Annotated in this window: 21 protein-coding genes; 18 read left to right on the plus strand and 3 right to left on the minus strand. The window is 66.1% G+C overall.

Features of this window, described 5'->3' with window-relative positions; genetic code table 11:
* The first annotated feature begins 4 nt into the window (after nucleotides 1-4).
* From ACFWPK_RS06950 to ACFWPK_RS06975, 6 genes are read left to right on the plus strand one after another with little or no spacing between them, the layout of a single operon-like run.
* Nucleotides 5-550 (plus strand): class I SAM-dependent methyltransferase, encoded by a 546-nt coding sequence (locus ACFWPK_RS06950; protein ID WP_378913635.1) that lies wholly within the window; start codon nucleotides 5-7, stop codon nucleotides 548-550.
* A 9-nt stretch (nucleotides 551-559) separates the two neighbouring features.
* The gene (locus ACFWPK_RS06955; protein ID WP_378913636.1) at nucleotides 560-976 is read left to right on the plus strand and encodes a MerR family transcriptional regulator; all 417 of its coding nucleotides are present in this window, start codon (nucleotides 560-562) and stop codon (nucleotides 974-976) included.
* A 30-nt stretch (nucleotides 977-1,006) separates the two neighbouring features.
* A complete protein-coding gene (locus ACFWPK_RS06960; protein WP_378913637.1) occupies nucleotides 1,007-1,450 on the plus strand; it encodes a helix-turn-helix transcriptional regulator in 444 nt (147 codons plus the stop codon).
* Between the two features lie 10 nt (nucleotides 1,451-1,460).
* The gene (locus tag ACFWPK_RS06965) at nucleotides 1,461-1,871 is read left to right on the plus strand and encodes a VOC family protein (protein ID WP_378913638.1); all 411 of its coding nucleotides are present in this window, start codon (nucleotides 1,461-1,463) and stop codon (nucleotides 1,869-1,871) included.
* A 55-nt stretch (nucleotides 1,872-1,926) separates the two neighbouring features.
* Nucleotides 1,927-4,308 carry an ATP-binding cassette domain-containing protein gene (locus ACFWPK_RS06970; RefSeq protein ID WP_378913639.1) on the plus strand — a complete coding sequence of 794 codons (2,382 nt, stop codon included), beginning with the start codon at nucleotides 1,927-1,929 and terminating at the stop codon, nucleotides 4,306-4,308.
* A gap of 50 nt (nucleotides 4,309-4,358) precedes the next feature.
* Nucleotides 4,359-4,775: a GNAT family N-acetyltransferase gene (locus tag ACFWPK_RS06975; protein WP_378913640.1), complete on the plus strand. Its 417-nt coding sequence runs from the start codon at nucleotides 4,359-4,361 to the stop codon at nucleotides 4,773-4,775.
* 46 nt (nucleotides 4,776-4,821) lie between these two features.
* On the opposite strand, the gene ACFWPK_RS06980 is transcribed toward ACFWPK_RS06975, so the two are convergent.
* Nucleotides 4,822-5,724: an aminoglycoside phosphotransferase family protein gene (locus ACFWPK_RS06980; protein WP_378913641.1), complete on the minus strand. Its 903-nt coding sequence runs from the start codon at nucleotides 5,722-5,724 to the stop codon at nucleotides 4,822-4,824.
* Nucleotides 5,725-5,980: 256 nt separating this feature from the next.
* On the opposite strand from ACFWPK_RS06980, the gene ACFWPK_RS06985 reads away from it, so the two are divergent.
* A complete protein-coding gene (locus tag ACFWPK_RS06985) occupies nucleotides 5,981-6,781 on the plus strand; it encodes a carbonic anhydrase (RefSeq protein WP_378913642.1) in 801 nt (266 codons plus the stop codon).
* 56 nt (nucleotides 6,782-6,837) lie between these two features.
* Here the strand turns inward: ACFWPK_RS06985 and ACFWPK_RS06990 are convergent, their stop codons facing one another.
* A complete protein-coding gene (locus ACFWPK_RS06990; protein ID WP_378913643.1) occupies nucleotides 6,838-7,437 on the minus strand; it encodes a TetR/AcrR family transcriptional regulator in 600 nt (199 codons plus the stop codon).
* Nucleotides 7,438-7,516: 79 nt separating this feature from the next.
* Between ACFWPK_RS06990 and ACFWPK_RS06995 the strand changes: the two genes are divergently transcribed.
* Both ACFWPK_RS06995 and ACFWPK_RS07000 read left to right on the plus strand, forming a co-directional pair.
* Complete coding sequence (locus ACFWPK_RS06995; RefSeq protein WP_378913644.1) at nucleotides 7,517-8,812, plus strand: DUF3533 domain-containing protein; 1,296 nt, start codon at nucleotides 7,517-7,519, stop codon at nucleotides 8,810-8,812.
* A gap of 30 nt (nucleotides 8,813-8,842) precedes the next feature.
* A complete protein-coding gene (locus tag ACFWPK_RS07000) occupies nucleotides 8,843-10,684 on the plus strand; it encodes an AMP-dependent synthetase/ligase (protein ID WP_378913645.1) in 1,842 nt (613 codons plus the stop codon).
* Here the strand turns inward: ACFWPK_RS07000 and ACFWPK_RS07005 are convergent.
* Nucleotides 10,657-11,556, minus strand: a complete 900-nt coding sequence (locus ACFWPK_RS07005) for a LysR family transcriptional regulator (protein ID WP_378913646.1) — start codon at nucleotides 11,554-11,556, stop codon at nucleotides 10,657-10,659. The genes ACFWPK_RS07000 and ACFWPK_RS07005 overlap by 28 nt on opposite strands.
* 289 nt (nucleotides 11,557-11,845) lie before the next feature.
* On the opposite strand from ACFWPK_RS07005, the gene ACFWPK_RS07010 reads away from it, so the two are divergent.
* The 9 genes from ACFWPK_RS07010 (at nucleotide 11,846) to ACFWPK_RS07050 (ending at nucleotide 25,405) form a co-directional block, all read left to right on the plus strand.
* Nucleotides 11,846-12,469, plus strand: a complete 624-nt coding sequence (locus ACFWPK_RS07010) for an NADPH-dependent F420 reductase (RefSeq protein ID WP_378913647.1) — start codon at nucleotides 11,846-11,848, stop codon at nucleotides 12,467-12,469.
* Between the two features lie 76 nt (nucleotides 12,470-12,545).
* Complete coding sequence (locus tag ACFWPK_RS07015) at nucleotides 12,546-13,481, plus strand: SDR family oxidoreductase (RefSeq protein WP_378913648.1); 936 nt, start codon at nucleotides 12,546-12,548, stop codon at nucleotides 13,479-13,481.
* Between the two features lie 158 nt (nucleotides 13,482-13,639).
* A complete protein-coding gene (locus ACFWPK_RS07020) occupies nucleotides 13,640-14,797 on the plus strand; it encodes a fatty acid desaturase family protein (RefSeq protein WP_378913649.1) in 1,158 nt (385 codons plus the stop codon).
* 937 nt (nucleotides 14,798-15,734) lie between these two features.
* The gene (locus tag ACFWPK_RS07025) at nucleotides 15,735-16,364 is read left to right on the plus strand and encodes an MspA family porin (protein WP_378913650.1); all 630 of its coding nucleotides are present in this window, start codon (nucleotides 15,735-15,737) and stop codon (nucleotides 16,362-16,364) included.
* A 352-nt stretch (nucleotides 16,365-16,716) separates the two neighbouring features.
* A complete protein-coding gene (locus ACFWPK_RS07030) occupies nucleotides 16,717-17,529 on the plus strand; it encodes a glycosyltransferase family 2 protein (RefSeq protein ID WP_378913651.1) in 813 nt (270 codons plus the stop codon).
* Nucleotides 17,526-18,908 carry a glycosyltransferase gene (locus tag ACFWPK_RS07035; RefSeq protein ID WP_378913652.1) on the plus strand — a complete coding sequence of 461 codons (1,383 nt, stop codon included), beginning with the start codon at nucleotides 17,526-17,528 and terminating at the stop codon, nucleotides 18,906-18,908. The genes ACFWPK_RS07030 and ACFWPK_RS07035 overlap by 4 nt, the downstream gene beginning before the upstream one ends.
* Before the next feature lie 8 nt (nucleotides 18,909-18,916).
* The gene (locus tag ACFWPK_RS07040) at nucleotides 18,917-24,157 is read left to right on the plus strand and encodes a glycosyltransferase (RefSeq protein ID WP_378913653.1); all 5,241 of its coding nucleotides are present in this window, start codon (nucleotides 18,917-18,919) and stop codon (nucleotides 24,155-24,157) included.
* Between the two features lie 4 nt (nucleotides 24,158-24,161).
* Nucleotides 24,162-24,575, plus strand: coding sequence for a hypothetical protein (locus ACFWPK_RS07045; RefSeq protein ID WP_378913654.1), 414 nt, complete (start codon nucleotides 24,162-24,164; stop codon nucleotides 24,573-24,575).
* Nucleotides 24,572-25,405, plus strand: a complete 834-nt coding sequence (locus tag ACFWPK_RS07050; protein WP_378913655.1) for a polysaccharide deacetylase family protein — start codon at nucleotides 24,572-24,574, stop codon at nucleotides 25,403-25,405. The genes ACFWPK_RS07045 and ACFWPK_RS07050 overlap by 4 nt, the downstream gene beginning before the upstream one ends.
* The last annotated feature ends 1 nt before the right edge of the window (nucleotide 25,406 follow it).

Consider the following 25,406-nt stretch of genomic DNA (forward strand, 5'->3'; position numbering starts at 1 on the left):
TCCCATGACCACCTTCGGATACGAACAGAGCCTCGGCTACGACCGTCGCGCCACCCGGCTCCTCACCGGCCTGTACCGCCGGATCGCCACCGACATCGACGCCCGCACCACCCACTCGGCCACCGTTATCGACCTCGGTACGGGTCCGGGAAAGCTCCTGTCGCGCTTGGCAGCTCGCCGACCCGACCTGCACCTGCACGGGATCGACCTGTCCCCGCACATGATCGAGATCGCCCGCCGCACGCTCGCCGAGCACACGGTGGAACTGGCCGTCGCCGACGTCAGCGACCTGCCCGACCCCGATGCCAGCATAGACCTCGCCGTCTCGAGCCTGAGCATGCACGAATGGCCGGACCTGCCCGCCGCCGTCACCGAACTGCATCGCGTGCTCCGGCCGGGCGGCACCGCCGGGATCTACGATTTCCGCTTCGCCCGAACCCGCGAGATCCGACGCGCCCTCGGTACGGTCTTCGGCTCGGTCGACACCGAAACAGTCCGTCTCCCATGGCATCCCGCCGCCGTGATCACCTGCTTCCGCGTCACCGCATAGGCTCGGCGGATGGCCGAGGAACACACCACGATCGGTGCGGTGGCGGCGCGGTTCGGGCTGGCGACCCACGTCCTGCGCCACTGGGAAGACCGCGGACTGCTCTGTCCACCCCGTGACTCGGCCGGACGCCGCCACTACCGCGGCACCGATATCGACACCATCGCGATGATCGTGCTCGGCAAGAAGGCCGGCTTGTCCCTCGACGATCTCGCCGTCCTGTTCACCCACGCCCCCGACCGCACCACCCGCCGCGAAGTACTCGAGGCCCACCGTGACCGCCTCACCGAAAAGATCGCCCGCACCCGCTCCGCCCTCGATGCCGTCACCCACGTCCTCGAGTGCGACGCCGAGGACTTCCGCACCTGCCCCCACTTCCGCGCCGAACTCACCATGGTCCTCGACACTCGCCGCGGGCCGCTGTCCTGAAAATCGCCCCGACGTGGGACGATCGCGGATATGACCGGCACACCCGCGAAACCACAGCATCTGCGCGACCTCGCGCTGCTGCGTCGCGTGCGCGACCGCATCGACCGCGAATACGCCCAGCCACTCGACGTCGAAGCGCTCGCCCGCGGCGTACACATGTCGGCCGGACACCTCAGCCGCCAGTTCCGGCTCGCGTATGGCGAATCGCCGTATTCCTACCTCATGACCCGCCGTATCGAACGCGCCATGGCACTGCTGCGTCGCGGCGATCTGAGTGTCACCGAGGTGTGTTTCGCGGTCGGCTCGTCCTCGCTGGGCACCTTCAGCACCCGCTTCACCGAACTCGTCGGCGTGCCGCCCAGCGTCTACAAGCAGCAGCAGGACGAACAGACCGCGGGGATGCCGTCGTGCGTGGTCAAGAAGGTGACCAGACCGATCAGGAATCGAGAAGCTTCGGCTCCGACCGGCAATTAGCGTGGTCGCCATGAACCTCACCATTCACCAGACCTACCTGCCGCAGGACGACCCCGACGCCGCCCTCGCCTTCTACCGCGACGCCCTCGGCTTCGAGGTGCGCAACGACGTCGGCTACAACGGGATGCGGTGGATCACCGTCGGCCCCGCGGGCCAGCCAGACACCTCGATCGTGCTGCATCCACCGGCCGCCGACCCCGGCATCACCGACGAGGAACGCCGCGTCATCAGCGAGATGATGGCCAAAGGCACCTACGCCGCCATCAACCTCGCCACCGAAGACCTCGACGGCCTGTTCGAAAAGCTGCAGGAAGGCGAGATCGAGGTCGTCCAGGAACCCACCGATCAGCCCTATGGTGTCCGCGACTGTGCCTTCCGTGACCCCGCCGGAAATATGGTCCGGATCCAGCAGGCCAAGTAGGCCACCGCGCCGGTAGATTCGATATCCGGCGATGTCGACTGATCGAGGGAGACCCATGAGCACGGCCAAGAAGACCGGCACCACCATAGAGCCGGCCGACAGCCACGACCTGATCCGTGTGCACGGCGCACGCGTCAACAACCTGCGCGATGTGAGCATCGAGATCCCCAAGCGCAGGCTGACCGTCTTCACCGGCGTTTCCGGATCCGGCAAGAGCTCCCTGGTCTTCGGCACCATCGCCGCCGAATCACAGCGCCTGATCAACGAGACCTACAGCGCGTTCGTACAGGGCTTCATGCCCAGCCAATCGCGCCCCGACGTCGACGTGCTCGAGGGACTGACTACCGCCATCCTGGTCGATCAGTCCCGTCTGGGCGCGAACCCACGCTCCACAGTCGGCACCGTCACCGACGCCAACGCGATGCTGCGGATCCTGTTCAGCCGCCTCGGCGACCCGCACATCGGGTCCTCGCAGGCGTTCTCCTTCAACGTCGCCTCGATCAGCGGCGCGGGTGCGGTCGAAGTCGAGAAGCACGGTGTCACCGTCAAGGAACGCCGCAGCTTCTCCATCACCGGCGGCATGTGTCCCACCTGTGAGGGCAAGGGGCACGTCAACGACATCGACCTCACCCAGCTCTACGACGAGAACAAGTCACTCGACGAGGGTCCGTTCACCATCCCCGGTTACAGCATGGACGGGTGGATGGGCCGAATCTACAAGGGCAGCGGCTTCTTCGACCCCGCCAAGCCGATCAAGAAGTACACCAAGAAGCAGCTCGCCGACCTGCTCTACAAGGAACCGACCAAGGTCAAGGTCGAGGGCATCAACCTCACCTACGAGGGCTTGATTCCCAAGATCCGCAAGTCGATGCTGTCCAAGGACGTCGAAGCGCTGCAGCCGCACGTGCGCGCCTTCGTCGAACGCGCCGTCACGTTCGGCACCTGCCCCGACTGCGACGGCACCCGGCTCTCGGCCGAAGCGCGCTCGTCGAAGGTCAACGGCATCAGCATCGCCGACGCCTGCGCCATGCAGATCACCGACCTCGCCGACTGGGTCAAGGAGGTCGACGACCCGTCGGTGGCGCCGCTGCTCGAATCGCTGCGCCAAACCCTGGACTCGTTCGTCGAGATCGGCCTCGGCTACCTGTCGCTGTCGCGCTCCTCGGGCACCCTGTCCGGCGGTGAAGCGCAGCGCGTCAAGATGATTCGCCATCTCGGCTCCTCCCTCACCGACGTCACCTACGTCTTCGACGAGCCCACCGCGGGCCTGCACCCGCACGACATCCAGCGGATGAACGGGCTGCTGCTGCGCCTGCGCGACAAGGGCAACACCGTGCTCGTCGTCGAGCACAAGCCCGAAACGATCGTGATCGCCGACCATATCGTCGATCTCGGGCCTGCTGCGGGCTCCAAGGGCGGCACCATCTGCTTCGAAGGCACCGTCGAGGGGCTGCGCGCCAGCGACACCGTCACCGGCCGCCACTTCGACGACCGCGCCTCGGTCAAGGACTCGGTACGAAAGTCCGACAGCGCCTTGCAGATTCGCGGCGCCACCGCCAACAACCTCAACAAGGTCGACGTCGACATCCCCCTCGGCATCCTGGTCGCGATCACCGGCGTCGCGGGCTCGGGCAAGAGCTCGCTGGTCCACGGCTCGATCCCGACCGACGAAGGCGTCATCAACATCGACCAGACCCCGATCAAGGGCTCGCGGCGCAGCAACCCCGCCACCTACACCGGCCTGCTCGACCACATCCGCAAAGCCTTCGCCAAGGCCACCGGCGCCAAACCCGCCCTGTTCAGCGCCAATTCCGAAGGTGCCTGCCCCAACTGCAACGGTGCGGGCGTAGTCTACACCGACCTGGCGATGATGGCCGGCGTCTCGACCATGTGTGAGGTGTGTGAGGGCAAACGCTTCATGGCCGAAGTCCTCGAGTACACCTTCGCGGGCAAGAACATCAGCGAAGTGCTCGCCATGCCCGTCGACGATGCCCGCGACTTCTTCGGCGAAGGCGAAGCCCGCACTCCAGCCGCCCACAAGATCCTCACCCACCTCACCGAAGTCGGGCTCGGCTATCTCACCATCGGCCAGCCACTGACGACCCTGTCCGGCGGCGAACGCCAGCGCCTCAAGCTCGCCACCCATATGTCCGACAAGGGCGGCGTCTACATCCTCGACGAACCGACCACCGGCCTGCACCTGGCCGACGTCGAACAACTCCTCGGCCTGCTCGACCGACTCGTCGAATCCGGCAAGTCCGTCATCGTCGTCGAACACCACCAGGCCGTGATGGCCCACGCCGACTGGATCATCGACCTGGGCCCCGGCGCAGGCCACGACGGCGGTCACATCGTCTTCGAAGGCACTCCCGCCGACCTCGTCGAGGCGCGCTCCACCCTCACCGGTGAACACCTGGCCACCTACGTAGGCGCCTGACCGAGTGCGGCCGGACTCACCTCGAGCCCGGCCGCACTTACTCTGGACCGATGCTCGAGATCTCCACCGATCCCGCCGCCGTCGACCTCGACTGGCTCCACCATCGCCTGTCCACCGACGCCTACTGGGCCCTCGGCCGCAGCCGCGACCGCATCGAACGCCTGGTCGAGAACTCCCTGCCCTACAGCGTGTTCCAGGACGGCTCTCAAATCGCCTTCGCCCGACTGGTCACCGACCGCACCACCTTCGCCTGGCTCTCCGACGTCTACGTCGACCGCCCCCAGCGCGGAAAAGGCATCGGCAAACTCCTCCTCGACCGCATCATGGCCGACGCGGACACCTGGGGCCTACGTCGCATGGCCCTGGCAACCGGCGACGCCCACGACCTATACCGCCCCTACGGCTTCACCCCCCACCCCAAACCGGACCAGTGGATGGAAAAGAACTGGCCGACCAACCCCGCCTGAACCGCAACCGACCACTCGCCGAATCGGGAGTCCGCCGGTCGCGCAATCAGCTCAGAACCTCGATCAGCTGGTCGGTCGCTTGGATCAACCAGCCGGGATCGCCGTGGCGACGGCCCCAGAGCGCAGCCTTGACCGCACGCACCTGCGCCCAACGACGAGCACGATCACGGTCGATCCCTGCCGCCTCGCAATACAAGTCAAGTCCGCGACCGATACCGGCGCCCGGATCAGGTGCGAACAGCAGAGGTGCGAACCGATAGCTACGGATCACGGTGATCGTGTCGTACGCAGGGTCACCGACATATCCCTTGGGATCTATCGCGAGCCAAGGCTCACGTTCTCCCGCCAGGACATTCGCATCGTGGAGGTCACCGTGGACGAGCGTCTGGGGCTGATCTGGACCGAGATCGCGCAAGGTCTCTGCGACCGCATCCAGAACGCGACAGGGGATCGGATCGCCCAATTCGGCTGCGGTTGTTCGGATCTCGTCCGGCCAGTCGGCAACCACCTCGCTCAAACGCGGCAGCCCGGCTGGAGCATCGATAGCCAGACGACGCGACAGTTGCCCGAGCGTGCCGACAGCCTCGTCGAAGTCGGAGATATCGGCCAGGGTGCCGCGTCCTGTCCGCTCGAGGAGCATCGCGAACCGCTCGTCATCGCGTTCGAACAACCGCACCGCACCCCGCCCGTTCCAAGTAGCGAACGCGTCGGGCTCGAACACATTGCCCGGGTGCGGAAAGGAGATCTTCACGACAGCGGGCGGATGATCCAGATGCCGCACCGGTAGGACGATCCCGACGTTGCCGTGCATGACCGGCCCCTCCGGCGTACACGACCACCGTTGCAGTAACTCATCCGCCAGGCAGGGGAGTGCCGCGATCCATGCCCGCCCGGGTTCCCCTTCGCGACTGATCGTTTCGCCGGCGAAAACCTCTGGAATGTCGATCATTTTTCGACCCTAGGTGCGTTCGGCAGGTCGTGGCCACTGCCGATGTGATGTATCTCGCCGTTGTCGAGCCTGGTCTGGGCAGGGATCGGCGGCATAGCCTGTGATCTCGCGCGTAGTCGAAATCTATTGCACTAGAAGGATATTCGGTGCAAATCGGACAGGTTGACGGCTTGCTGATTTCGGTATGCGCGGACTGCCGTCCCGGGATGCGTCATCGGCTCGGGCCGACGGCAGAATCCTGGCAAGGAGCTGCACCGTGTCGGTTCGTCGCAATGACCTCAGCCCCGTGATCACCCGCCGCAGCGCACTCGCCGCGTTGGCACTGCTCGGCGTCGCGGGCTGCGGTGGTTCGGTAGCGGCCACAACCAGCGCACCGCACTGGGATTACAACGGCGAGGGGCCCGAGCACTGGGCCGATCTCGACCGTGGCTTCGCGACATGTCGAGTCGGGCACGCCCAATCACCGATCGACCTGGACAGCCCCACCGAACTACACCCGTCCGACCACATCGAGATCGGCTATCGGCCGATGGCGTCGGTGCCTTTACTGAACAACGGGCACACGATCCAGGCAACCGTACCGGCGGACTCCGGCAATCACATCGTCGTCGACGGGACACCGTTCACCCTGACCCAGTTCCACTTCCACCTGCCCAGTGAGCACACAGTCGACGGCACCGTCACCGCCATGGAGCTGCATCTCGTCCACACCGCCCGGTCGGGCCGCCTGGCAGTTCTCGCCGTCCTCCTGAACGCGCACACCGGCCCCACCCCGCTGAGCCGAATACTCACCGCCACACCGAACCGCTCAGGTCTCACCCGCACTGTCGCCACCGTCGACCCGCGCGAATTCCTGCCCACCGACCTCGCCCAATTCCGCTACCAGGGCTCCCTGACCACGCCCCCGTGTACCGAAGGTGTCGAGTGGATCGTCCTGCGCCACCCCGCCCCGGTCGCCGTCGCCGACGTCGACAACTACCGCGCACTGTTCCCGCACAGCAACCGACCGACGCAGCCGCTCAACGGCCGCCCGGTAGTCCTCGCCGGATCCAACTGACAGGGATTCGTTCGCACGTGATCACTGTCGACGGCCCGCGCCGCATTCTGTGATCGTCAGCTGGGGGAGGACCGGGGGAGTAGGCCCAGGGTGAGGTGCCGGACCAGGTCGTCGAGTAGCTGTTCGGAGTCGTAGTCGGCGGTGTAGCCGGAGCCGACGAAGGTGGCCAGGCCCTGAAGGGCGGCCAGGGCTGTGACACCGAGACGTTTCGGGTCGCCCGCGACGATCTCGCCCGCCGCCTGACCTTCGGCGATGAGGGCGATCGGGACCGCGAAAGCGCGGTCGACGGCCTGCTGGATGTCGGCGGACGTGGAATTGTGCCTGCGCGCGAACATCAGCGGCAGGAGTTCGAGGTTGTCGACGGCGAATCGCAGGTAGGCATAGGCGACCGTCTGCAGGCGTGCCGTGATCGGCCCATCGATCACGGCCTGTTCGAAGCAGGCGCCGAGACGCTCCAGCCCGGTGACGGCGAGTGCGTCCAGTAGTGCCTGCTTGTCGCGGAAATGCCGACTCGGCGCCGCATGGCTGACGCCGGTGTCGCGGGCCAGCTGGCGCAGGGACAGCCCATCCACACCGGCCTCGCGCAGCGTCGACTCGGCGCGCGTCAGCAGCGCGGCGCGGAGGTCGCCGTGGTGGTAGGGGGTGTGCAGGGACATGGTACGAGCAGGATATCCGACGGCCACCCCAATGTTTGCGTTGACTACTTTGTTGTCGCTGACTACATTGACGTAGGCCATGACTGACAACACCGCGCCCACCCGCAAGCAGCGCAGCATGCCGATCCGCGAATGGCTGGCCCCGATCACCCTGGTCACCATCCTGGCGGCGCTGCTGGGCACCATGTACCTCGGCTACACCGCCGACCCCGAGAAGCATCTGCACGACTTCCCGATCGCCCTGGTCAACCAGGACGTCGGCGACACCGTCGGGGGCAAGCCCGCCAACATCGGTGAACAGATCGCCTCGGCACTGAGCGACAACATCCCCGCCGACAAGATCGACCTGCGCCCACTCGGCATCAACGAAGCCCAGCGACAGCTGCAGAACGGCGAGGTCTACGGCGCCATCGTCATCCCCGGCGACTTCACCAAGCGAGTCGCCATCCTCGGCGCCGCCTCGATCGTCCCGGGCGAGGTCGAGCAGCCGATCATCTCCGTGCTCACCAACCCACGCGCGGGCACTCTCGCCGCACAGATCATGAACACCGTCGCCGACCAAGCCATGACACAGGTGAACAGCACCGTCGGCGCCCAACTCGCCGAGCAGGTCAGCGCCTCTGCCGGCACCACACCACTCAGCGGCGCGGCCCGACTGCAACTCACCGAGCCGATCGACGTCGTGGTCACCGCCTATCACCCGCTCCCCGAAGGCACCGGCCAAGGCCTGGCGGCGTTCTTCTACACCCTGGTCCTGCTGATCGTCGGTTTCAGCGGCGCGATGATGATCAATTCGCTGGTCGACGCCTCACTCGGCTACATCCCCGCCGAATACGGCCCATGGCACAAGGCCACCTCGCCTGCCCCGATCAGCCGATGGCGCACCCTGCTCGTCAAATGGGGGATCGCCGCCATCAGCGCCCCACTGGCATCCGGTGTCTTCCTCGGCGTCGGCACCCTGCTGAACATGGCGATCGAGCGACCACTGATGCTGTTTCTCTATGGCACACTGGCGGTCGCCGCCATCGCGGTCACCGCTCTGTCGGTGATGGCCGCCTTCGGCACGGCAGGCCTGATGATCAACCTCATCGTGTTCGTGGTGCTCGGTATCCCGTCGTCCTCGGGCACCATCCCGCTCGAGGCGACCCCGCGCTGGATCGCCGACATGGCCACCTTCGAACCCATGCACCAGATCTACCTGGCCGTGCGCGCCATCCTGTTCTTCGACGGACACCTCGAAGCAGGCATGGCACAGGGTCTGTGGATGACCCTCGCCGGACTCGCGATCGGCCTGATCGTCGGCGCGGTCGCCACCAACGCCTACGACCTGCGCGGAATGCTGCGTCTGGGCATCGAGCACGCGCCCGCGCAGTAACTGATCAACCCACGTGGAAGGCCCCCTGTGATGCATGAGTTCGAAGCCCCGGCTTCCTACACGATTCCGGAACACGCGAACAACTCCGACAGTGTGTTCCTGCACGCCGAGCGCTCACCCCGCACGGTGCTGTTCAACGTCTCGAACGGCAGCGGCGGCCTCACCGACGTCACCGCTGCCGAATTCGCGCGAACAGTCACCGACGTGGCCAAAGGTCTCATCGCCACCGGCATCGAACCGGGCGACCGCGTGGCCATCATGGCACCCACCCGCTACGAGTGGGTCGTGCTCGACCACGCGATCTGGGCCACCGGCGGCTGCACCGTCGCCATCTACGACAGCTCCGCCGCCGAACAGGCCAAGTGGATCCTGCAGGACTCCGCGACGAAGCTGCTGATCGTCGACAGCGACAAACACCGCAGGATCATCGAGGAAATCGACGCGAGCGCACTGCCCGAGCTGCGCGAAATCCTGCAGATCGACAAAGGCATCGTCGAGGAATTGACCACTCGCGGCGCCCATCTCGATGACGCGACCGTCCACACCCGCCGCGCGGAGGTCGGCGCGAGCTCCCCGGCGACCTTGATCTACACCTCTGGCACCACCGGCCGCCCCAAAGGCGTCATCCTCACACACGGGAACCTCTACGCGGAGTCGAAATCCGACCGCATAGCGCTGGGCGAGTTCGTCACCCAGGGCAACAAGACACTGATGTTCCTGCCGCTCGCTCATGTCTTCGCGCGCGCGGTGACGCTGGCCGCGCTCGATGCGAAGGTGGTCGTCGCATTCAGTTCCGACTGGTCCACGCTCGTCGACCAATTCGGCAGCTACCGCCCGCATTTCATCCTCGCGGTGCCGCGCGTGTTCGAAAAAGTCTTCAACGGCGCGAAGCAGAAGGCGCACGCCGGCGGTAAAGGCAAGATCTTCGACCTGGCCACCGAGACCGCCATCGCCTGGAGCGAATCGCTGGACACCGGCGGCGCCGGTGTCGTGCTCAGACTGCGCCACGCCCTGTTCGACAAACTCGTCTACCGCAAACTGCGCCTCGCGCTCGGCGGACGGTGCGAGGCGGCGGTGTCCGGTGGCGGACCACTCGGCGCGCGGCTGGGTCACTTCTTCCGCGGCGTCGGCATCCCGATCTACGAGGGCTACGGACTCACCGAGACCACCGCCGCGATCACGGTGAACACCCCCACGAACACCCGGGTCGGCACCGTCGGCCGCCCGACCGAGGGCCACGCCGTCAAGATCGCCGAGGACGGCGAGCTGCTGCTGCGCGGCCCGGTCGTATTCCACGAATACTGGGGCAACCCCCAGGCCACCGAGGACGCCTTCGCCGACGGCTGGTTCGAGACCGGCGATCTCGGCACCATCGACCGCGACGGCTACCTCACCATCACCGGCCGCAAGAAGGAAATCATCGTCACCGCGGGCGGAAAGAACGTCTCCCCGGGACTGATGGAGGATTCGCTGCGCGCCCACCCGCTGATCAGCCAGGTGATGGTGGTCGGCGACGGCCGCCCGTTCGTCGGCGCCCTGATCACCCTCGACCCCGAGGTACTCCCGGCATGGAAGCAGAGTCATAACCTGCCCGCCGACACCTCGAACGAGGCCCTGATCGAGAACCCCGATCTCGCTGCGGAGATCGACGCGGCGGTCGCCGACACCAACAAGAAGGTGTCACATGCCGAGGCGATCAAGAAGATCCGCATTCTGCCGGTCGACTGGACCGAGGCAACCGGCGAACTGACGCCCAAGATGTCACTCAAGCGCGCAGCGGTCATGAAGAAGTACGCCACCGAGGTGGACAAGATCTATCACCCAGCCACGGCAAGTAGTGGTTCCTACGCTTCTACGCGACCGCCTGAATGAGCCTCATAGTCCCCGCATTCTGCCGTGATCTCGGCAGTCGCTTGCGCCGCGATGAAGAAGTCATCGGCCAGCGGCGAGATGCGCGATGCCGCCATCGCTAGGCACACCTGGTCGGGCGCGAGTTCCGGAATAGGTACGTAGCTGATGTCCGGACGTGAGTAGAACAGTGTCTCCGAACGCGCCACGAACGAGATGCCCCGGCCTGCCGCGACGTGCTCGAGCTTCTCCTCCACGCCGCGCACCCGGAGCCCGGAGTCCGGGTGCGGGCGCCTGGTCGGCTGCGTGCTCGGGTCGGCATGCCAGACCAGCGGCTCACCGGCTAGGTCGGCTTCGGTGACTTCCTCCTTGCCTGCCAACCGGTGGCCTACCGGCAGCACCACCATGAGCGGCTCTGTGTACAGCGGGGTCAGGCGCAGGCCGGTCTCGTCGATGGGTAGCCGCACATAGCCGACGTCGATGCGGCCGTCGAGCATCATCGAGGCCTGGTCATCCCATTCGATCCGCTGCACGTCGACGACCACGTCCGGATGTCGGGCCCCGAACGCCCGGGCCGCCGGGATGACGGGAATGCCGGTCCGGAAGCCGACCGCCAGCCGCCGGCCTCCGTGGGCGGCCACGGTCACCCGGTGGCGGACCGCGTCCGCGGCGGCGAGCAGCGGACCGGCGTCGGCCAGCAGTTGTCTGCCTGCGTCGGTCAGCGCAACGCCGTGGCGATCCCTGGTGAACAGCGAGGCGCCGAGATCCTGTTCCAGCGCGCGGATCTGCCGACTGAGCACTGGCTGCGCGATATGCAGCTCTTCAGCGGCGCGGCCGAAGTGCAGCCTGTCGGCGACGGCGAGGAAGTAGCGCAGTTTGCGCGGGTCCAGATCCATGGAACCTCCCTGTCCGGTGATGCCTTCAAGGTATCACCACGGCTGAAATAGGTCTTGGACGCCCACTCGGGTCGAATGGCATCCTCAATAGGTACCTACTTGATCGGCACCTATTGGGGCCCAATCGAATTCGGTATTGGTATTCGACATCGGGACTTGATCTCCGGGCCCGGAATCCGAACGCACATTTCATGAATTCAGCCGGGCTCATTACGTCATTCGACGACAAACGTTGACAAGGACGGTATGGGCACGGCGTCCTATCCAGCTCCAGAAAGCAGGCACACCAATGAGCAGCGTCAGCATTATCGGCCTGGGGAACATGGCCCGCACGCTGGCTGACCGGGCGCTCGCCGGCGGCAACGCCGTTGAGATCATCGGCCGCGATCCGGCCAAAGCCAAGGAAATGGCCGCCGCGCTCGGCGGCGGTGCCACAGCCGGGACATTCGGCACCACCCCGGTCGGCGACCTCGTCATCCTCGCCGTGCCGTACGCCGGCGCCGTGCCGATCGTCGCCAAGTACGGGGACGCGCTGGCCGGCAAGGTCATCATCGACATCTCCAACACCGCCAACGCCGACGCCACCGGGCTGGTCACCCCGGACGGCACTTCCGGCGCGCAGGAGATCGCCGAGGCCGCCCCGGCGGGCGCGTACATCGTGAAGGCGTTCAACACCGTCTTCGGCCACATCCTGGCCCAGGGCGGCCCGCTGGACGTGCTCTTCGCCGGTGACGACGCGCGGGCAAAGGCGAGCGTGTCGGCGTTCATCGAGAGCCTCGGGCTGCGCCCGCTGGATGCCGGCGGCCTGGAAGTGGCGCGCTGGATGGAAGGGGTAGCCGTGCTGATGATCAGCCTGGCCCGTAATGGCGTGGGGGACTTCAACTTCTCGCTCGGCGTCAACCTTCCCGGCTGAGCGCACCCGCACCACCACTTCTCGCGTGTCAGTCGATCTACGGCACGAGACCACACATCCTCAGAAGGACAGCAGCATGCGCGTTTTCGTCACTGGCGGGACCGGCCATTCCGGTTCGTACATCATCCCCGAGCTCATCAGCGCGGGACACGAGGTCACCGGCCTGGCCCGGTCGGACACGGCCGCGGCGGCCCTGTCCGCGCTCGGTGCGAAGGTGCGTCGCGGCGACCTCGAGGATCTCGACGGACTGAAGGAGGCGGCCGCGGAATCCGACGGCGTCATCCACGTCGCGCACAGGCAGGACCTGCTTCCGTCCGGCGGGCTCGACGCCGTGGCCGCCGCGGAGCTCCCGATCATGCTCGCTTACGGCGAGGCTCTCGCGGGAACCGGAAAGCCACTGGTCGCGGCGGGGAGCATCGGTTCGCCCGGGAACCTTGGCCGACCGGCCACCGAGGAGGACCCGGCCCTTCCCGGCGGCGATGAGTACACGGGCACTCTGCGGGTTCGCAACGTCGTGGAAACCGCCGTAATCGACCTCGCCGAGCGGGGGGTGCGGTCTTCGATCGTGCGGATTGCCAACATCGCGCACAGCACAACCGATCGTGCCGGCTTCCTCGTACAGCTGATCGCGCTGGCGAAGGAGAAGGGCTTTGTCGGCTACCCCGGAGACGGCGCGAACCTATGGAACGCCGTGCACATCCGCGATGTCGCCTCCGTGTTCCGCTTGGCACTGGAGAAGGGACCGGCCGGCAAATATTGGCACGCGGTGGGGGACGGGGCGATCCCGCTCCGCGAGATCGCCGAGGCCATCGGCAGCCGTCTTGGCCTGCCCGTCGTGAGCGTTCCCGCGGACGTACTGATGGTGCCGGGATACTTCGGGTTCCTCGCGAACATAGTCACGCAGAGCTACCCGGCGTCCAACCTCATCACCCGCCGGACCCTCGGCTGGGAACCTGCTCAGCCCGGCCTGCTCGCTGATTTGGACAACGGCCATTACTTCTCCGCCAACTGACGGCAGGGCGCCACTGGTCACTGACACCGCAATCACGGCCCCCTTCTGTAATGTCTAACCAATTACCGCTTACCGCACCGGATCGACCCCTCGAGTTCGTATTCTCACCAGGATCGCGCGCCCGGCGTGCGGCACCGGAACAGAGGTTGAAACAGCAGATGGCTATATCTGACGTCGAGGCGTACACACATCTCTCGCCGACCGATATCGAAGAGTTCGGGCAGCGCCTGGACGCGTTGCGCTGGCGGATCGAATCCAGCTTGGGCGAGCGCGACGCGCAATACATCAAGACCGTCATCCGCGTTCAGCGAGCGTGCGAGATCGCCGCCCGCCTGGTACTGCTCGACTCCGGCCGGAAAAGCAGTTGGTGGTGGGGGACAGGCCTGCTCACCTTGTCGAAGGTGCTCGAGAACATGGAGATCGGGCACAACGTCATGCACGGCCAGTGGGATTGGATGAACGACCCGGAAATCCACTCCACCACCTGGGAATGGGACCATTCCATGCCCGCCGCGCACTGGAAAGAAGCGCACAACTACCGCCATCACGTATTCACCAACGTGCTCGGGCTGGACCCCGACGAAGGATACGGGCTTCTCCGCATCACTCGTGACCGGCGCTGGCGCCCGTACCACCTGGGGAACTTCGTCTACCTTGTCCCGGTGTCGCTCCTGTATGAGCTCGGCATGTGCGTGTACCACCTGGAGATCCCGCGCGTGCTGGCGGGCAAGAAGGACAAGAAGAAGTTCCGGCAGGCTCGTGACGAAATCGTCCAGAAGGCAGGAAAGCAGCTGCTCAAGGACTACGTCGTCTTCCCGGCGATGACCGGCCGGAACTGGAAATCGACCATGCGTGCGAACGTCACCGCCAACCTCACCAAAAACGTGTGGGAGCAGATCGTCACATTCTGTGGGCATTTCCCCGACGGTGCGGAGAAGTTCACCAAACGCGACATCGAGGGCGAGACTCGCGGCGAATGGTATCTGCGCCAATATCTGGGCAGCGCCAATATCGAAGTCGGTCCCCTGATGCGGATACTGTCCGGCACGCTCAGTCATCAAATCGAACACCACCTGTTCCCGGACCTGCCGAGCAACCGACTCCCCGAAATTCAACGTGAAGTGCGCAAACTCGCGGCCGAATATCGGCTGCCGTACACCACCGGCAGCCTGGTCCGTCAATATGGTCTGACATTGCGCACCATCGCAAAACTTTCGTTGCCCGATAAGTACCTCACCGCGGACGCCGACGACGCCCCGGAAACCAGCTCCGAAAAAGCCGCCGAATCTCGCCGCCTCACCCCTGTCCTGGCCTGATACTTATGGCGCACCGCATCATTTCGGTGCGGTGCGCCATCCGGGAACTCTCGATACTTTCGTCACTGTGACGAATTGGGGCCGGGGAAGTGGACGGGGGAGTGTCAGCCTTCAGGTGGCCGCATCGGTTTTCCGGGGATATCGGGCCCAGATCTGCCGATTGGCACATTCAGCCCGAACGGTCATTTATCGACCGAATCCTAGAATCACCCGAATTTCGTCAACTTTCGTCCCGCATCGCGAAATGTCATAAACAAGCGCAGCGAATGCTGGTGCGCAGAGAACGATAATCCGGACCGGCGACAGTGAGCGGCATTCAGCGCGCGGTGCGACTCGGCACACGCCGCAAACATCCCGCGAAACCCCTCCGTGACCGGCCGCCTTCAAACGCCGATAATGCACATTATGTCAAGTAGAGTGGTGCGTACCGCACCCCCGCTGAGCTCGTGCTGATCAGGTTCGGCCGCCTGGCATCCCCTGCACCGCCGCGACAGCCGCCGTGCCGGTAGCGGATCTTCCACCGCCGCTGGATAACTGGCACACGGTTCAGTTTTATTCGCAGTTGCTGAAAGTGCTTTTCCATCGCGCGGTGATTGGGTATTCTAGGACGCCTAGGTGCACGCCGCCGAGACCCCGCCCCGTCGCCCTGATCCATAGTCGTCCCTAACCCCGACGACTATGTGCGAGCAATTGCCGACGGCGACGGGAGCGTTGAACCGGGCGCGGATTCCATTCTGCGCGATCTCATTTCAGTGGCATTGTTCTCGGCCACCGTTCGGGTGTTTCGACGTCCGGACATGATGCGGGTGATCGGGGTCCCCGCGAGTTATCCAATCCGGTGTGCGGAACCGTTGTCGTTCTTGCGCATTGGATCAATGTGTCGAGCTGTCGTGTGCCTTCGCGCGTACGATTGCCGACCGGCGAACCGAGGATCTCGATGATAGATACACATGTATGGCTGACCCGCGCGTTCCATGCGATGGTCGTAACAGCCGCCCTCGCATCGGCGACGGTGGTCGCCGGCACCGGAACTGCGGCAGGGTACGCGAACCAGCTTGTCGACAGCTCCGGACGCACCGTACAGGCGGTCGAATCGGACACCAGAATCGACTTCGTCGCCCCACTCGACGGGAATCCCCTCACCAGGGAGTGGTTCCACTCCGGTAAGGCCGGCTATCAAATATCCGGTCCCGGCGCCGATGATTTTCGCGGACGAATCACCATCGGCTATCAAGTCGGCTACCCGGCGTCCTTCGCCGGGAGGCTGAAATTCGAGTGGATGACCCCTGATCTCGGCCTGTCGATCGGGGGCAGCTCCCCCGGCCTTTCGGTCAACAGCCTTCTGCCCAGAGCCGGCGTAGAGATGGAGCTCGGGTTCGGACCCGGCATCATCGACGTCGACTGCGCCACCGGCTCGATCTCGGGCAGTGCCGGATTCATCCAGCTGTCCGCGGTGCACGCCTCGGTGACCGGCGCGGTCGGCTCGGTCAACATACGGCCCTACGTCACCGTCATCAGCGAGACCGGTGACACCGTCGTCGCCTACGGGCCTGCCACCAGCCACTGACCGCAGCTCCGCTGGTCGGGCTCGCGCGGTGTAACATTCGTCACCGTCGTTGCGACAATTCAGTCAGCACACACCGTCCCAGACCCCGCCGGTGCTCTCGACCACCTCATCGCGGGAAGGGTTAGTGGAGATGGCTCAAGAATTCTCCCGAATGCGCCAAGAGCGCCCGCGCTGCCATCGCAGCGGCAATCACGGTGAGCACTCACCGCCACTGAACTGATAGCCGGTACTTCGCATTCTGCAGTCTTGCCGCACCGTGCACAGCTCGCACGGCACGGCGTCAGATGTGTTTTGAATACCTATAGCTTCGGCCGCCGTGTGATGACCGGCGTCCCCAGATGAGGTGTGTCCCATGGTTGAACCATCCCCCACGATCGATCCCGACAGCAGATCCGCCCCCTCGCCGGATCAATGGTCGAGCAGTCCCCCGAAAACTGCTGTCAGCCTGGTCATTCCAGCACGCAATGAAGCACGCAATATCGCGTGGGTGCTGGAGCAGATTCCGGCCAGCATTACCGAAATCATCCTTGTCGACGGCTCGACGGACGCGACGCTGATCACCGCCCGCAGCTCCCGGCCCGATATCAAGGTAGTGCCGCAGCAGGGCAGCGGAAAGGGTTGCGCGCTGCGCGCCGGATTTCTCGCCGCGACAGGCGATGTGATCGTGATGATGGATGCCGATGGCAGTATGTCGCCGCAGGAGATCTCGCATTACGTGCACTTCCTGGAAAACGGCTACGACTTCGTCAAGGGGTCGCGTTTCATCGGCGGCGGCGGTTCACTCGACATCACCCGGATCCGGCGTTGGGGCAACCGGTTCCTGCTGATGGTGTTCAACGCGATCTATCACACGCGCCTCACCGATTTGTGCTACGGGTATTGCGCGTTTCATCGGCGCTATCTCGAGCATCTCAATCTGTGTGCGACCGGCTTCGAGATCGAGGCCGAGATGACTGTGCGCGCGATGCAGGCGGGTTTGCGGATCGCGGAGGTGCCCAGCCTGGAGCTACCGCGGCGGGCAGGCCAGTCCAACCTGCGCGCGATCCACGACGGTACCCGGGTCCTGCGGACTGTGGTGCGTGGTCATCGGCTGGAGACCATGCGGGCGGGTGGTGCTCAACCGGCACCGAACACACCTCCCGGCGTCGCGATGGGATCGTCATGATCGCCGTGACCAAGCACCTGAAGCCGCACAGGGAATTCAAGGAGGCGGGTGCGGCCCGTGCGCTCGAGCAGACCGATCTGCCGATAGGGCGAACCGATGTCGAGCTGAGCGTGCCGGACAGCGAACTCGTGCTCGCGGATCCGTCGGTGCGGCCTGCGAAGATCTTGGCGCTGCTGCGGTTACACGGGCACCCGGTCGGGATCGCGGTGCTGGATGGGAGGCTCGGCCTGTCCTGGCACAGGCATGTCCCGGAGGTCTGGGCGGCGGTCGGCGGCGCCGTCAACGCGCACTTGGCCGCGGACGGGCTGCCTCGAGTGGAGTGCCTGGCGGAGGTGGCGTGCGAGCCGGTGGTGTCGGCGCAGTGTCTGCGCTGGCATGAGGAGTTGCTGCTGCACGCTCCGGTGATCACCGTGGTCGTCGCCACCCGGGATCGGCCGGACAGTGTGTGCGAGTGCCTGGACGCGCTGTTGCTGATGGAGTATCCGGCCTTCGAGATCGTCGTCGTCGATAACGATCCGACCACCGAGGAGACCGCCAAGGCGATCTCGCGGCGTTTCGGTGCGCGCGTGCGGTATGTCCGCGAGAACCGGCGTGGTCTGGCGGCGGCACACAATCGGGGACTGTCCGCGGCCCGCGGCGAGATCGTGGCCTTCGTCGACGACGATGTGGTCGTCGACCGCCATTGGCTGACCGGGATCGCCGAAGGGTTCGCTTCCGGACCCGACGTCGCCTGCGTCACCGGCTTGATCCTGCCCGCTCAACTCGAAACGCCTGCGCAGCTGTTGCTCGAGCAGCACGGCGGGTTCGACAAAGGCTTCGAACTCCACGTCTTCGATACCAGCCTCAACCGGCCCGCGGATCCGTTGTTCCCGTTCACCGCGGGCAGGTTCGGTTCCGGGGCCAATATGGCGTTCGATACCGCGGTCTTGCGCAGGCTCGGCGGGTTCGACCCGGCGATCGGGGCAGGCACGTTCGCCCGTGGCGGTGACGATCTGGCCGGGTTCTTCCGTGTCGTCGTCGCCGGGCATCAGCTGGTGTACCAGCCCAGCGCGGTGGTGTGGCACCGCCACCACCGGGATATGGCGGCGCTGCGCAATCAGGCCTACGGCTATGGCGTCGGGCTCGGCGCGTACCTGACCAGTGCGCTGATCCACGAGCCCGCGATGGTCGCGGGGCTGGTGCGGCGATTGCCTCGTGGGCTCGGGTACACCTTCGGCGCGGCCTCGGATCGCAATCGCGGCCGCTACGACGGACTGCCGGGCGATCTCGCTTGTTTGGAGAAGCGTGGCGTGTTGTTCGGGCCGGTGGCGTACGCGATCAGCCGGTGGCGTACCCGTGGGGCGCGCACTACGGCGGGTAGCCGGGGCGGTCGGCAGTGAGTGTCGGGATGGCACGGCGACGGGCGCTGTCGGCAACGCCCGCACCGACCATGCTCGGCACCTTCGCCCGGGATTGGCGTAAGCCGCTGCTGCGCAACGGTTTACTGCTGACGGCCAGCTCCGGGCTGTCGGCGCTGATCGGGTTCGCCTTCTGGGCGCTCGTCGCACGGCATTACGACGCCGCCTCGGTGGGCAGCAACGCGGCCGCGATTTCGATGGCGGTGCTCGCAGCCACGGTCGCTCAGCTGAACCTGTCCAGTGCCATGGTCCGGTTCGTGCCGACTGCGGGGCGTCGCACGACCGCGCTGATCGCGGGGGCACATGTGGTCAGCGCGACCCTTGCCCTGATCATCGCTGTGGGTTCGGTGCTGGCGGTCGGGGTCATCGCGCCTGGCACTACCTTCCTGTCCGATGACCGGGCCCAGGTGCTGTTCGTCGCAGGCACAGTCGCGGTCACCCTGTTCGTCCTGCAGGACGGTGTGCTGGTCGGTTTGCGGCGCACTCCCGTTGTCCCACTGGCCAATATCGTGTTCGCGGTGGCCAAGCTGGTGCTGGTCGTAGCCGTGGCGGCGACTTTGCCCCGTTATGGCATCTTCGCGTCGTGGACGGTGGCTTCGGCGGCCGTCGTCGTGCTCGTCGGCGCCTACCTGTTCCTGTGGGCTGTCCCCCGCCGGGTCCGGGCGGCGGATGCCACCGAGACGCTGCCGCCGATGCCGCAGATCGCTCGCTTCGTGGGGGTCGACTATGTCGGATCGGTGTGCTCGATCGGTGCGGCGATGCTGTTGCCCATCCTCGTGCTCCACGCATTGGGCCCCGTGCCGACCGCCTACTTCTCGATCGCCTGGGCCATCGCGAACGTCATCCACTTGATCAACGTCAACTTCGGCACCTCCCTTGTCGCGGAATCCGCGACCGATCCGTCACAGCTGGCCCGCAATGTGCACCAGATCCTGGTCCACGGCGCCAAGCTGGTGCTCCCGATCGTGGCCGCGGTGCTCGTGCTCGCCCCGGTCGTGCTCGCCATCTTCGGCAGCGAGTACCGCGCGGGAGCCGATGTGCTGCGCGTGCTGGCGTTCGCGGCCGTCCCCGGTCTGCTGGTCTCGACGGCGATCAGTTCGGCACGGGCGAATCGCCGGTTGGGTCTGCTCCTGACGATCCAGGCATCGAACTTCGTCCTCACCATCGGTCTGGCCTGGGTGCTGCTCGACCTCGTCGGCGTGGTCGGGGCGGGTGTGGCCTGCCTGCTGAGCCAGACCGCGATCGCCTGCGCACTGCTTGTGCGCCGCGACCTCTGGTGGTCCGTCGACGCGCCACACAGGACTGTCGCAGCGCCGATGCCGGTCCGGTTACGCAGTGCAGCAGCACTTTTGGTGCTCAGGTCGGCCGGAGCCACGCGTCGACGGAAGACCCTGGACCGGGCGAGGACAGTGCTGCGCAGGCCGGATTCAGCCGGCGCGAGTGGCGACCTGGTGCGCCGGGCCGCACAGCTGGACACCGATCCGCCGTCGAAGGCATGGACCCGCGCTCGGACCGTCCGGACAGTTACCGACGTCGCGGTCGCCTACCTCGGTCACGATGACGGCCCGCCGACCGCGGTCCTCAAAGTCGCCAGGTCGCCGCTGGCCGCCGCCGACCTGCGTCGGCAACGGGAGATCCTGGCGACCCTGTCCGCCGGCTCCCCGCTCGCCGATTGGCCCCTGCTCCCCCGCGTTCTCGCGTTCGGCGACGACGCCGACGGGGTGGCCTCCATCGAGACATACCATCCGCGAGGAGATCTGACCACGGTCCTGACCACGCACCCGGAGCGGTTCGAGCCTCTGACGACGCTCGCGCTCACCTCGATCGACGAGTTGCACCGCCGCACCGGACGCCTCGCCGTGGTGGACGACACCATGCTCACCCAGTGGGTCGACGAGCCCGTGCACACTCTGACCGAGATGTGCCGGACCCTCTCCCCCGCATCGATCGACACCGCCGAACGGATCAGGACCGTGGCGCGCGCCGCACTGACCGGCCACATCCTGGTGACCGGCTGGGCGCACGGAGATTTCCACGGCGGCAACGTCATGCTGGAATCCGGGCGCGTCACTGCCATCATCGACTGGGGTGGCGCGCGGCCGGAATGGCTCTGCGCGCTCGACGCCTACCACCTGGTCTTGACGGCGTCCTGCACCGTCGAACAGCGCGAACTCGGCTCGGTGCTGGCCCGGCGGTTGCGCGCAGGCGGCCTCACCGAGCGCGAGCGTCGTCGGCTCGACCTCGTCGGCGGTGCCGCGGCGCGCGGCGACCCGCTGGACGAGCGGATCGCGATCCTGCTGACCTGGCTGCATCATGTCGCGGCGTTGTCCCGCAAATGCGGCGTCTATCGCGAGCACCGCGTCTGGTGGGCGCTCAACGCCGAACCCGTGCTGCGCGCGTTCGCCGACCTCGCCCCGAAACTCGAGGCGCAACAGCGCACCATGGAACTCGTCGGTGCCGTCGACCGATCGGATCGGCCGGCATCGGCAGCCGCTGCCACACCGGCGGATCTCGCGGAATTCGAAGCCGAATGGGACCCCGACACCACCCCGGCCCCGGTACCGGATTACGGAGGGCGGTCCGACCAGCTCAGCGTCTCGGTCGTCGTCTGCTCCTATGCCGAGGAACGTTGGGACACTTTGGTTCTCGCGATCACCTCGGTCAAGGCGCAGTCGCGGCCCGCCGAGGAAATCGTGGTGGTGATCGACCACAACACAGCGCTACTGGATCGCGCACGCGCCCTGCCCGGCGTGACTGTCGTTCCGAACCGCAACGTGTCAGGGCTGTCGGGCGCCCGCAACACCGGAACAGCGGTCAGCACAGGCGATATCGTGGTGTTCCTCGACGACGACGCCTTCGCCGACGCCGACTGGCTGGCCGAACTCGCCGCGCCCTACGCCGACCCCGCTGTGCTCGGTGTCGGCGGCCTGGTCACCGCGAACTGGCTCACCGCACGGCCGTCCTGGTTTCCCCCAGAATTCGACTGGGTGGTCGGCTGCACCTACCGCGGCATGGCCACCGGGCGCGCGGCGGTGCGCAACATGATCGGCGCCAATATGTCGTTTCGGCGTGAGCTGCTCGTCGAATCGGGCGGATTCCACACGGATCTGGGCCGGGTGGGGGCACGGCCACTCGGCTGTGAGGAGACCGAGCTGTGCATTCGCCTGCAGCGCGGTCACCCGGATGGTGTGCACTTGTACGAACCCGCGGCGCGGGTGTGGCACAGCGTCCCCGGCACTCGTGCGACGTGGTCGTATTTCCGCTCGCGTTGCTATTCCGAAGGCCTGTCCAAGGCGAGAGTCAGCGTTCTGGCGGGCTCCGATCAAGCCTTGGCCAGCGAATGGTCGTATCTGAGATCGACGGTGCCGCTAGGGGTGCTGCGCAACCTCGGTGCCGGATTGCGTGGGCGCCTCTGGGGATTCGTCACCGCGGTCGTGATGCTGGTGGGGGTTATGGCCACCGCGATCGGCTATGCCGCAGGCGCCCGCGCGGGACGTCGCCCACCGGCGCCGCGGCCCACTTTCCGGCAGGCAGGCGCCTGGCGCTACACCGGCGTGGTGGTAGCGACAGCATTGTGGCTGGTATCGCTGCCCCGCATCGAGCTCGATCGGATCGGTGACTACGGCCTGCTGCCGCTGCTGCCGTTCACCTTCTGGGCGGCACTGGCTGTGCTCCTCGTGAGTTTCGGTGTGCTGGTGCAAGCTAAGGCGACGACGCGGCTGTTGGCCGCGCATGTTGTCGTCCTGATCGCGATACTGCATGCGACGCCGTCTGCGACCTACGAGACGTTGCGCTATTCGTGGGCGTGGAAGCACGTGGGCATCGTCGACTTCTTCCAGCGGCACAACGGCGTCGACACCACGCTGAACGAGCTGGCGGTGTACCAATTCTGGCCGGGGTTCTTCAATCTCAACGCGATGCTGGTGAAAGCCGGTGGGTTGGAGTCCTCGCTCGGCTACGCCGCTTGGGCGCCGCCGGTGTTCAACCTGCTGCTGATCGGCCCGCTGTATCTGATCTTCACGACCTTCAGCGCTGATCGGCGCCTGATCTGGTCGGCGATCGTGATCTACGTCCTCGGCGCGTGGGTGGGCCAGGACTATTTCGCCCCGCAGGCATGTGCCAACTTCCTGTACCTCACGATCGTGGCGCTGGTCTTGCGGTATCTGCGCCGGGAGTCTCTGGCCGTCGACCGGCGGGTGATCGCGGTGGTCGCGATCGTGCCGATGATGGCGGCGATCGTGCCCACCCATCAGTTGACGGCGCCGATGGTCATCCTGGCTCTGGGTCTGCTCGCCGTGTTCCGCGTGCGGCGAGTTTTCGTGTTGACGGTCCTCATGGTCGCTATGACGGTCGGCTGGGATCTGCTCGTCGCCGGGCCCTGGCTGAGCGAGAACGTCTCCGGCCTGTTGGCGAACTTCGGCAATGCCGAGTCGAATGCCGGGGCGAATTTCATCGATCTGGATGCGGGCAGCCGCAGTCAGGTCGTGGTCGCCGAGGTCGACCGTGCGCTGAGCGCCGCGATCTGGCTCATGGCCGTGATCGGATTCGCCCGGCGTTTCCGCGGGCGCGGTGAACTCGCACTGCCGCTGCTGGCTGTCGCACCGCTGCCGCTGATCCTCAGCAACGACTACGGCGGCGAGATGGTCTTCCGGGTCTACCTGTTCGGGCTGCCCTTCGTCGCCTTCTACGCGGCGGCCGCCTTCTTCCCACGCCCAGCCGTCGACGCACCCCGCGCGCGTGGACGCCGGCTCGGCCGGTTGGCGCTGCCGGTGGTGTTGCTGCTGCTCGTGACAGGGTTCGGTTTCGGCTACTACGGCAAGGAGCAAACGGCCTACTTCGCGCCGGAGGAGTACGCGGCGGCTCAGTTCGTCTACGGCATCGCTCCGCGCGGGTCGCTGGTCATCGGCGCGACGAGCGGCTTTCCCTGGGCGTTCAAGAATTTCGAGTTCTACGACCACATGTGGTTCGCCACCTTCGACGCCGATGACCGGGAAGCCATTGTCGCGGAGCCGGTTTCGCAGTTGGGCGACATGATGTCCGCGCAACGCCACCATCACTCGTATCTCATCCTCACCCGCAGCCAGAGCGCCGGGATGACGCTGTCCGGTGACCTCCCGGGCGACGCGCTCGCGCGGATCCAGCAGACCCTGTCCGAGTCACCGAGATTCACCGAGCTCTACCGGAATACGCACGCCGTGGTGTTCACCCTGACCCAACCAGCACCGGAGTGAGAAGATGACGCGAATTCCCGTCGGCCTCAGCCGGTATCGGCTTCCCGATCCCGCGGCATTGCGACGTGGTCTGCGTGCGACGCCGGCCGCCACCTGGGTACTGGCCGGTTCGGGATGGGTCACGCTGCTGGCCGTCCACGCCATCTCCCCCGATTCACCGCTGTCGGTGCTGCGGACGCTCGTCGCCTTCGCGTTCGTGCTGCTGTGCCCCGGTCTCGCCGTCGCGATATTGCTGCCATTGCGCGAGGACATCGAGGTCTGGGTGGTGGGGATCGCGTTGAGTATGTCCTTCGGCTTGCTGGTCACTGTCGCGTTCACCGCGGCGCGCAACGATTCGACGATGTCGCGGCTGGTGTCGCTGGCGGTCATCACCACCGCGGCGGTCGCGGTGCAGATCTTTCGATCGGCGCGGCCATGACCATCGTCCCGATCCTGCTCTACCATTGCGTGTCGGACGATCCGGCAGGGTGGATCGCACCCTATGCCGTGTCGCCACGGACTTTCGCCCGGCACGTCGAGCTGATGGCGGCGAGTGGCCGAACGCCGATGACCGTCACCACTCTGATCGACACGCTCCGCGATGGACGAGAGCTGCCCGCACGCCCGCTGCTGGTGACCTTCGACGACGGCTTCGCCGACTTCGCGGACGCCGCAACGGTTCTCGCCGCCCATCAGATTCCGTGCACGCTCTATGTGACGACCGGCGCACTACGCGGACCGCAGCAGTCCTCGCGGCTGTGCCTGCCGCCCGCCCGGATGCTGGCGTGGTCGCAACTTCCCGAGCTGGCCGAGCACGATGTCGAGATCGGCGCCCATACCCACACCCACCCGCAGCTCGACACCCTGCGAGAACGGGTGGCAGCGGCCGAGATCCGCGAGTGCAAGGACCTGCTCGAGGACGCGTTGGGCCGGGAAGTCCGCAGCTTCGCCTACCCCCACGGCTTCCGCTCGTCACGGGTCAAGCGCCAGGCGCACGTCGCGGGCTACACCTCGGCAACCGCGGTGGGCAATGCCTTCAGCTCGACCGCCGACGATCCTTTCGCACTGGCCCGGCTCACAATTCGCTCGACAACCACCATCGACGAACTGAGGGCCTGGCTGGCGGGCCGAGACGCTGCTGTCGCGCCGTTTCCGGAGGCGTGGCGAACCAAGGCGTGGCGAACCTACCGCCGGTTGCGCGGTCACCGCTCGACGCGCGGAGTCATCACGATGCCCGTCCGGCCATCGAGACCACCAGGAGGTATCTGAC

Origin of the sequence: Nocardia sp. NPDC058519 (genome assembly GCF_042719755.1) — a bacterium.
Taxonomy (GTDB): domain Bacteria; phylum Actinomycetota; class Actinomycetes; order Mycobacteriales; family Mycobacteriaceae; genus Nocardia.